Here is a 6713-nt window from a genome sequence, read left to right as displayed (position 1 = left end):
AGCTCCCCGGCATTCTTTGGACTTTCCAAACACGTCCGAAAGGCCCCAAATGCACCTTGCTGCACACACCCAGACCACCAGCCCGGCACCCACAAGGCCCGCGCGCCTTCTGCGCTTGTCCGAAGTGGAAATGCGTTGCTCGCTCAAGAAATCGGCCATTTACGCAGCCATGGCCGCCAAAACCTTTCCCGCCGCCGTGCGCTTGGGCAACCGTTGCGTGGCCTGGCACGAAGCCGAGATTGATGCCTGGATCGCCAGCCGCAGCCGCGTGAAGGGCGTGCAATGAGCCGCGCAACGATGGACGCACACAGCACCCTGGGCGCGCCCGCCATTGTGCGGGCCATTCAGTGCGCCATGGTCGACCACTTGGAAGGCGCTGAATACGTGATTGATGTCGCCAAGCCCATGCAGCAGGCCGCCTACCTGCAAGGCTGTGCCGTCATTCATGCAGCCGCGCTGCAGGCTGCAGCCACCACCCATGCCGCCGACACCATTGCCGCCGCCCTGGATCGTTTGGCCGCAGCCCTTACCACTTTGAAAGGTGGAGTCGATGCAAACCAACCGTACCACCATTGAAGCCCAAGCCCAAGCCCAAGCCATGGCCGCAGCCGCCCGCGACCGTGAGGAGAACCGCTTACGCACTGCCGCCCGGATGGCCAGCCTGAAAGCAAAGCGCAAACCCCTGCTGTTGTTTCGCCAAGGGAGCGCAAAAACCGCTTTTGAAGTGCTGTTCGAGTGGCCGGGCGTTTTGTCGGTTTACGACAGCACGGGCCGCCTGTTGGCGCAGTCTGTGCCGGGTGACCCGTTTGCATTGGGCGGCTGGCATGGCCCCGGGGGCTGGCAAGGCGCTCCGGCTGTTGGGTATTCCAGCCACGGAGATTCACAGCCTTAATCATGCACAACAACCACACCAAGCACACCCCTGACACCATCGCCGCCGCCCTGAGCTTCATCCCTGCCACCCTGCCGGGCGACGAATGGAAGCGCATGGGCATGGCCGTTAAAGACCATTTCCCCAACGAAACCGGCTTCGACTTGTTCGACACTTGGAGCAGCACTGCCCCCTGCTACAAACCCAGGGAATGCCGCGCTGTCTGGAACTCGTTTGATGACTTCGGCCCCGTCAAGATTGGCACCTTGCTGCGCCTGGCCAAGTCTTACGGGTTTGTCATCCCCAAGCCTGACCAAACCGCCCCCCGCCCCAGCCCAGCCGAACAAGCCGCACAGCGCGCCCGCGCCCAAGAGGCTGCGGCTGCAGAAGCTGCCCGCCGCGCTGCCGAACATGAGGGCGCCGCCGCTGAGGCCCAAGCCTATTGGGAGGGCAATTGCACCGACGTAACCGACCCAGGCCAGGCCCCCTACCTGGCACGCAAGGGGGTTTTGCCGTTTGGCGTGCGCTTCGATCGTTCCAGCAAAGAGCTGGTGATTCCCCTGCGCGATGCTGCAGGCAAGCTGTGGAACGTGCAACGCATTGCACCCAGCAAGCCCGAACGCGGCCCAGACAAACTTTTCATTCGAGGGGCCAAAAAATCAGGCCTGTGGCACCTGCTGGGCCAGCCCGAGGGCGCCGCCGTGGTGTTGGTGGCCGAGGGCTACGCCACCGCCGCCAGCCTGCATGAAGCCACGGGCCTACCCGTGGCCGTGGCCTTTGACGCGGGCAACCTGGCACACGTGGCCAAGACCCTGCACCAGCAGCACCCCGGCGCGCTGCTGGTGGTGTGCGGCGACGACGACCGCGCCACCGAAGCCCGCACCGGCACCAACACGGGCCGGGTGAAGGCACAGGCCGCCGCGCAGGCCGTGGGCGGCCTGGCCGTGTTCCCTGTGGGGCTGGAAGGCGAGGCCAGCGACTTCAACGACATGCACCAGGCGCAGGGCCTGGGGGCGGTGCGCGCTGCCGTGGAGGCCGCCGTGCTGGCGGCGCAGCAAGCGCAGGCAAGCCAGCCCCCGGCCAAGCCCGGCAAGCCGCGCCAGCGCCCGCCTGGTGGGGCTGACGATGCCGCAGGGGCTGGTGACGAAGCTCCGCGCCTCGATGCCTTCACGGTCGATGACACGGGCGTGTACTTCCACGGGCGCGATAAGGACGGCAACGCCGCGCGCCCGCTGTGGCTGTGCGGCCGCCTGGACGTGGTGGCCCTCACGCGCGACCAGGACGGCCAGGGATGGGGCTACCTGCTGCAGTTCGCAGACCCGCTAGGCCGCCCCAAGCAATGGGCCATGCCCGCGCGCATGCTCTCGGGCGATGGTGGCGAATACCGCGCCACGCTGCTGAACATGGGCCTGCGCATCGCCACTGCACCCGCGTGCCGCAACCGCCTTACCGAATACATCCAGACCCGCAACCCCGAAGAGTTCGCCAGTTGCACCGACCGCACCGGCTGGCACACCACCGAGGGCGGCGCCGCCTACGTGCTGCCCCACGAAACCATTGGCGACGATGCCGAGCGCATCGTGTTCCAGAGCGACAGCCAAATGGAGAACACCTTTCGCGTGCGCAAGGATGCCGCCGCCTGGCGGGAGCGCATTGGCCGCCTGTGCGCGGGCAATAGCCGCCTCATGTTCGCCGTGGCCTGCGCCTTCGCCGGGCCGCTGCTGCGCCCGGCCAGCCTGGAGAGCGGGGGCTTTCACCTGCGGGGCGACTCCAGCAGCGGCAAGACGACCGCGCTGCGCGTGGCCGCCAGCGTGAACGGCGGCCCCAGCTACATGCAGCGCTGGCGCACCACCGACAACGCCCTGGAGGCCACAGCCGCCCAGCACTGCGACGCCCTGCTGATCCTGGACGAACTGGCCCAGGTGGAGGGCAAGGTGGCGGGCGAGTGCGCCTACATGCTGGCCAACGAGCAGAGCAAGGCCCGTGCTACCCGAGGTGGCGCGCCCCGTGCCCGCCTGACCTGGCGCCTGCTGTTTCTCTCTGCCGGTGAATTGGGCCTGGCTGACCACATGGCCGAGGGCCAAAAACGCGCCCGCACCGGCCAGGAGGTGCGTATGGCCGACATACCCGCCGATGCCGGGGCGGGCATGGGTGCTTTCGAGTGCATCCATGGCCAGGCCAGCGCCGCCGCCTTCGCTGCCCACCTGGGCCGGGAGGTGCAGGCGTGCCACGGCGCGCCAGGCCGGGCTTTCATCGAATGGGCCTGCAGCCATTGGGGCACGCTGGCCAGGCGCTTGCGCGATGGCGTGCAGGCACTGGCCGGGCAGTGGGCACCACCCGGCGCCTCGGGCCAGGTGCAGCGCGTGGCGGCCCGCTTTGCCTTGGTGGCCATGGCGGGCGAGCTGGCCACCGAGGCGGGGCTGACTGGCTGGGAGCCCAGCGAATCCGAATGGGCGGCCCGTGCGTGCTTTGATGCCTGGCTGGCCGCCCGTGGCGGCGCAGGCAATGGCGAGGTGGCCGCCATGCTGCGCCAGGTGCGCCGGTTCCTGGAGGCACACGGGGAAGGCCGCTTTACGTGGTGGCACCGCGCCGCCGATGACCACAACGCCAAGACGCTGCACCGCGCCGGGTTCCGTCGCATGGTGGGTGCGGATGGCAAGCCCATCAAGAACGATGCAGAGCATGAGCGGGAGTATGGGCCGCGTATGCCTGCCACCCTGGCCGAAGGCGTGAGCGTGGAATTCTTCGTTCTGCCCGAGACGTTCAAGAGCGAGGTGTGCCAAGGCTTCGCGCATGAAGCCGTGGCCAAGGTGCTAGCCGAGCATGAATGCCTGGTGGCCGATGCCGGGCGCTACACCGTCAAACCCCGCTTGCCTGGTGTAGGGCTGACACGCTGTTACCACATCAAGCCCGAGATTTTTGCCCTCGACCTGTGAGGCCGGGCGCGCCCGGAGGGGGCGGGGCAGGAGCTTTTTCCGCGCGCAGCACCAGGAAAGTAGGTTCTCCCGAGCGAGTTCGCATGAGGGTAATTCGAGCCCCTTGGTGTGTGTAGTCAGTCCTAGGGGAACTAGGTCAACTTTTGCATTCAACCCGACCGATTACGGTCAATTTTTGAGGTTTGGTAAACATGACCCAGAAAGAGCTAGCCCAGGCTTTGGGCATTTCCCCCGGTATGGTTTCACGCCTGGCCAAGCGTGGGATGCCAACCGACTCCCTGCAGCGTGCACAGCGCTGGCGTAAGCGCCACCTTGAGCCGGGCCGCGTGAAGGGTGCCCGCTTTGATCCCAACGCCGTGCTGGATGCTCAAACACACGCCCCAGCCCGTGAGCAAAGCCCAGCCGCAGCCCCTTCGCCCATTGAAAACCTGGTGCGCCTGGCTGCAAAAATGCAAGCCCTTGCCCAGGCCGCGAATGCCGAGCTGATCGAGGTGGGCGGGCGCGGTGAGTTGGTGGACTTGGAGCCGCTGCGCTGCGCCCTGCGGGAATGGCCAACCGAAGTCGTCGCGCTCGCCCCGCCCATGCCGCTGCGCGTGTGGCTGGCACTGAATGAATTTTGTTTGCCCAGGCGTTCCCCCCTGTGGCAATACCCAAACCGGGATGAGCCCATGGGCATTGCGCGCCTGGCGCAGGTGGCAGGCATCGCATCAAACGGGACATCTTTTTTTGTGTCGGCTTGCGACGATCCCGAGCGCTACGACTGGCGCAATTGGGGGGGCGAGGATTGATGAACGCCATAGAAATCCTCGTTTGCCTGGCCACAGGTCAGGCTGTGACCCAGGAACAGGCCCGGGCTGCCTTGTTCAGTGGCTGCGCTGGCACCGACCGCCCGGCGCGTGTGCGTGCCAGAAATCGCGCCTTGCGAGAGGCTGGCGAAATTCTGGCCATCGACAGCCCCTGTGCTTGGGTGCTGGCCCAGCGTCTGGAGGCTGCCATTGCCCGATTCAGCACACGCACTTGGCCACTGCTGCGCGTTGGGATACACCGTGGCGAGCTTTCCCCCGTTGACGCTGCGCTGTACCGGGCATTTTTGACAGGCGAGCGCGTGCCCACAACACAGCGCCGCCTCTACGACCTGCTGAGCTGACAAGATAGGCCGGACATTTCAGCAGCACGCGGACACCATAGCGGCATGATTTACGAAACAACCCCCAAGCAAAACGCTGAAATCCTGGCCGCTGCCGCTGACAGCGTTGCCGTGGCAATCGGCGCTCGCGTGAAAAACCCCCACCCTCTGGCTGTGGGCCTGAACCTGCAAACCATTGCGAAAACTTGCGCCCTGGCGACACAGCCGCGCCGTGAGTGGGAAACCGAAATGAGCGTGATGGGCCGAGGCATGAACACCGATCTTTTCGGCAAAACCTTGGCCGCAGGTGCCCGGCAGTTGGCGCTTCAAACCTACGACGCCCAGGCCGCCGAACATTTGACGTTCACCGTCCCATTCGATGTGAAGAATTTCAACCCGGTGGAAATCGTCGCAGCCGATGCCCAGGGCGTGGCGCTGGAGTTGCTGGGCGAGAACGCCGAGGTGGCTACGGGCGTTGCGATTCTCGACGCTGGCAACGCCACCGAGGTGCGCCTACACACCTTCGCCAAAAACGTAGGCGTTTCGCGCCGCGATGTCGTGAATGATGATTTGCAACTTTTCAGCGCGTTCGTCGCTGGCTTGGGTGGCAGTGCTGCCCGCCTGGAAGCCGAGCTGGTGGCCAAGGCCTTAGAGGGCAACCCGTTGATGGACGATGGTGCCCAGGCATTTGCTGAAGCTCACAACAACGTGGAAGCCGTGGCGTTGGATGCCGAAGCCCTTGGCCGTGCCATGGCCAAATTGCGCAACCAACGCACCCCGGGCGGGCAATTGGCTGGGCTGCGTGCCCGCTTCCTGGTGGTAGCGTCTGACGTTGAATTTTTGGCGCGCCAGTTGCTGAAAGATTCCGGCCTGGCTGATGTTGTGGTTGTGGCCGTGCTGTCCAATCTGCCCGAAGGCCGTTGGTACTTGTTGGCTGATCCACTGGCTTGCCCTGTGGTGGCTGTTTTGCGCTTGGCCGGTAGCACCTCTCGCATTCTGGTGGAGCCGCACAAAATGCCCATTCACACCGACAGCGCCGGGGTGCGCGTGCGTTGTGACACTGGCGCGGCAATAGTGCGCCGTCAAGGCATTGTGCGTGGGGGCACCGCCTAAAAGTTTTGGTGTGGTAAAGCCGATGTCAGTCGGCACCGTGGCGTTTGGGCGGCTGACCAAGCGCCAAGGGTTACAACGGACGCCGACGCGCTGCAAGTAACCCGCTTCCTCCCTCTTTCCGATTCACCCGCCCGGCCCTTGCGCCGGGTTTTTTGCGTTTGGGAAATGCCGCAAACGCCCAAGCACGCAAAGCCCCACCAGCCCAGGGCAACCCCTTGCCCGGCAAGCGATGGCCGCGCCTGGCGCGTTCTGGTGGCCAGCCCTTGGCCGGGTGCGTGCCACCGTGCGCCTGATCCAGCCGGGTGCGCTTCCCCGGAGTGCTGCTGTTCTGGTGCTTTTTGCTATCAATGAAATAGCTGCTTGCGCTTGCCTGGCGTGGCCAAGAGGTCGATTCGCCTTCAAACGCTGCAGCACGCAAAGCAGCGCCAACCCAGGGCAACCCCTTGCCCGGCGAGCGATGACCGCGCCTGGCGCGTTCTGGTGGCCAGCCCTTGGCCGGGTGCGTGCTGCGCGTGCGCTCGATCCACTGCCCGGCGCTGGTGGCCAGGGCTGTGCGCAACCCGGGGTTGCCGGGCTGCTTGGGCCGTGCTGCTGCTGCCGTGCTGCTGGCCAGCCATTGGCCGGGTGCGTGCCACCGTGCGCTCGATCCAGCTCAATGCACTGCCCG

At 65.7% G+C, this 6713-nt stretch carries 7 protein-coding genes; all 7 read left to right on the top strand.

Going from position 1 to position 6713, the window contains the following annotated elements:
• Positions 1 to 49: 49 nt before the first annotated feature.
• The 7 genes from BN2503_RS18335 to BN2503_RS18305 all read left to right on the top strand — a co-directional run bounded on the left by BN2503_RS18335 (position 50) and on the right by BN2503_RS18305 (position 6046).
• Entirely contained in the window at positions 50 to 286 is a 237-nt protein-coding gene (locus BN2503_RS18335; protein ID WP_054258048.1) for a helix-turn-helix transcriptional regulator, read from the top strand.
• A complete protein-coding gene (locus BN2503_RS18330) occupies positions 283 to 576 on the top strand; it encodes a hypothetical protein (RefSeq protein WP_139235565.1) in 294 nt (97 codons plus the stop codon). Before BN2503_RS18335 ends, BN2503_RS18330 begins: the two co-directional genes overlap by 4 nt.
• A 22-nt stretch (positions 577 to 598) precedes the next feature.
• Positions 599 to 892 (top strand): hypothetical protein, encoded by a 294-nt coding sequence (locus tag BN2503_RS18325; RefSeq protein WP_139235564.1) that lies wholly within the window; start codon positions 599 to 601, stop codon positions 890 to 892.
• A gap of 2 nt (positions 893 to 894) precedes the next feature.
• Positions 895 to 3807: a DUF927 domain-containing protein gene (locus BN2503_RS18320; RefSeq protein WP_054258045.1), complete on the top strand. Its 2913-nt coding sequence runs from the start codon at positions 895 to 897 to the stop codon at positions 3805 to 3807.
• Positions 3808 to 4070: 263 nt separating this feature from the next.
• Positions 4071 to 4595 carry a hypothetical protein gene (locus tag BN2503_RS18315; RefSeq protein ID WP_139235563.1) on the top strand — a complete coding sequence of 175 codons (525 nt, stop codon included), beginning with the start codon at positions 4071 to 4073 and terminating at the stop codon, positions 4593 to 4595.
• Positions 4595 to 4954, top strand: a complete 360-nt coding sequence (locus BN2503_RS18310) for a hypothetical protein (RefSeq protein ID WP_054258043.1) — start codon at positions 4595 to 4597, stop codon at positions 4952 to 4954. The genes BN2503_RS18315 and BN2503_RS18310 overlap by 1 nt, the downstream gene beginning before the upstream one ends.
• Before the next feature lie 45 nt (positions 4955 to 4999).
• Positions 5000 to 6046, top strand: a complete 1047-nt coding sequence (locus tag BN2503_RS18305) for a phage major capsid protein (protein ID WP_054258042.1) — start codon at positions 5000 to 5002, stop codon at positions 6044 to 6046.
• Positions 6047 to 6713 lie beyond the last annotated feature (667 nt).

This window comes from Paenacidovorax caeni (assembly GCF_001298675.1).
GTDB lineage: Bacteria > Pseudomonadota > Gammaproteobacteria > Burkholderiales > Burkholderiaceae_C > Paenacidovorax > Paenacidovorax caeni.
This window is presented reverse-complemented; position numbering and strand designations above follow the sequence as displayed.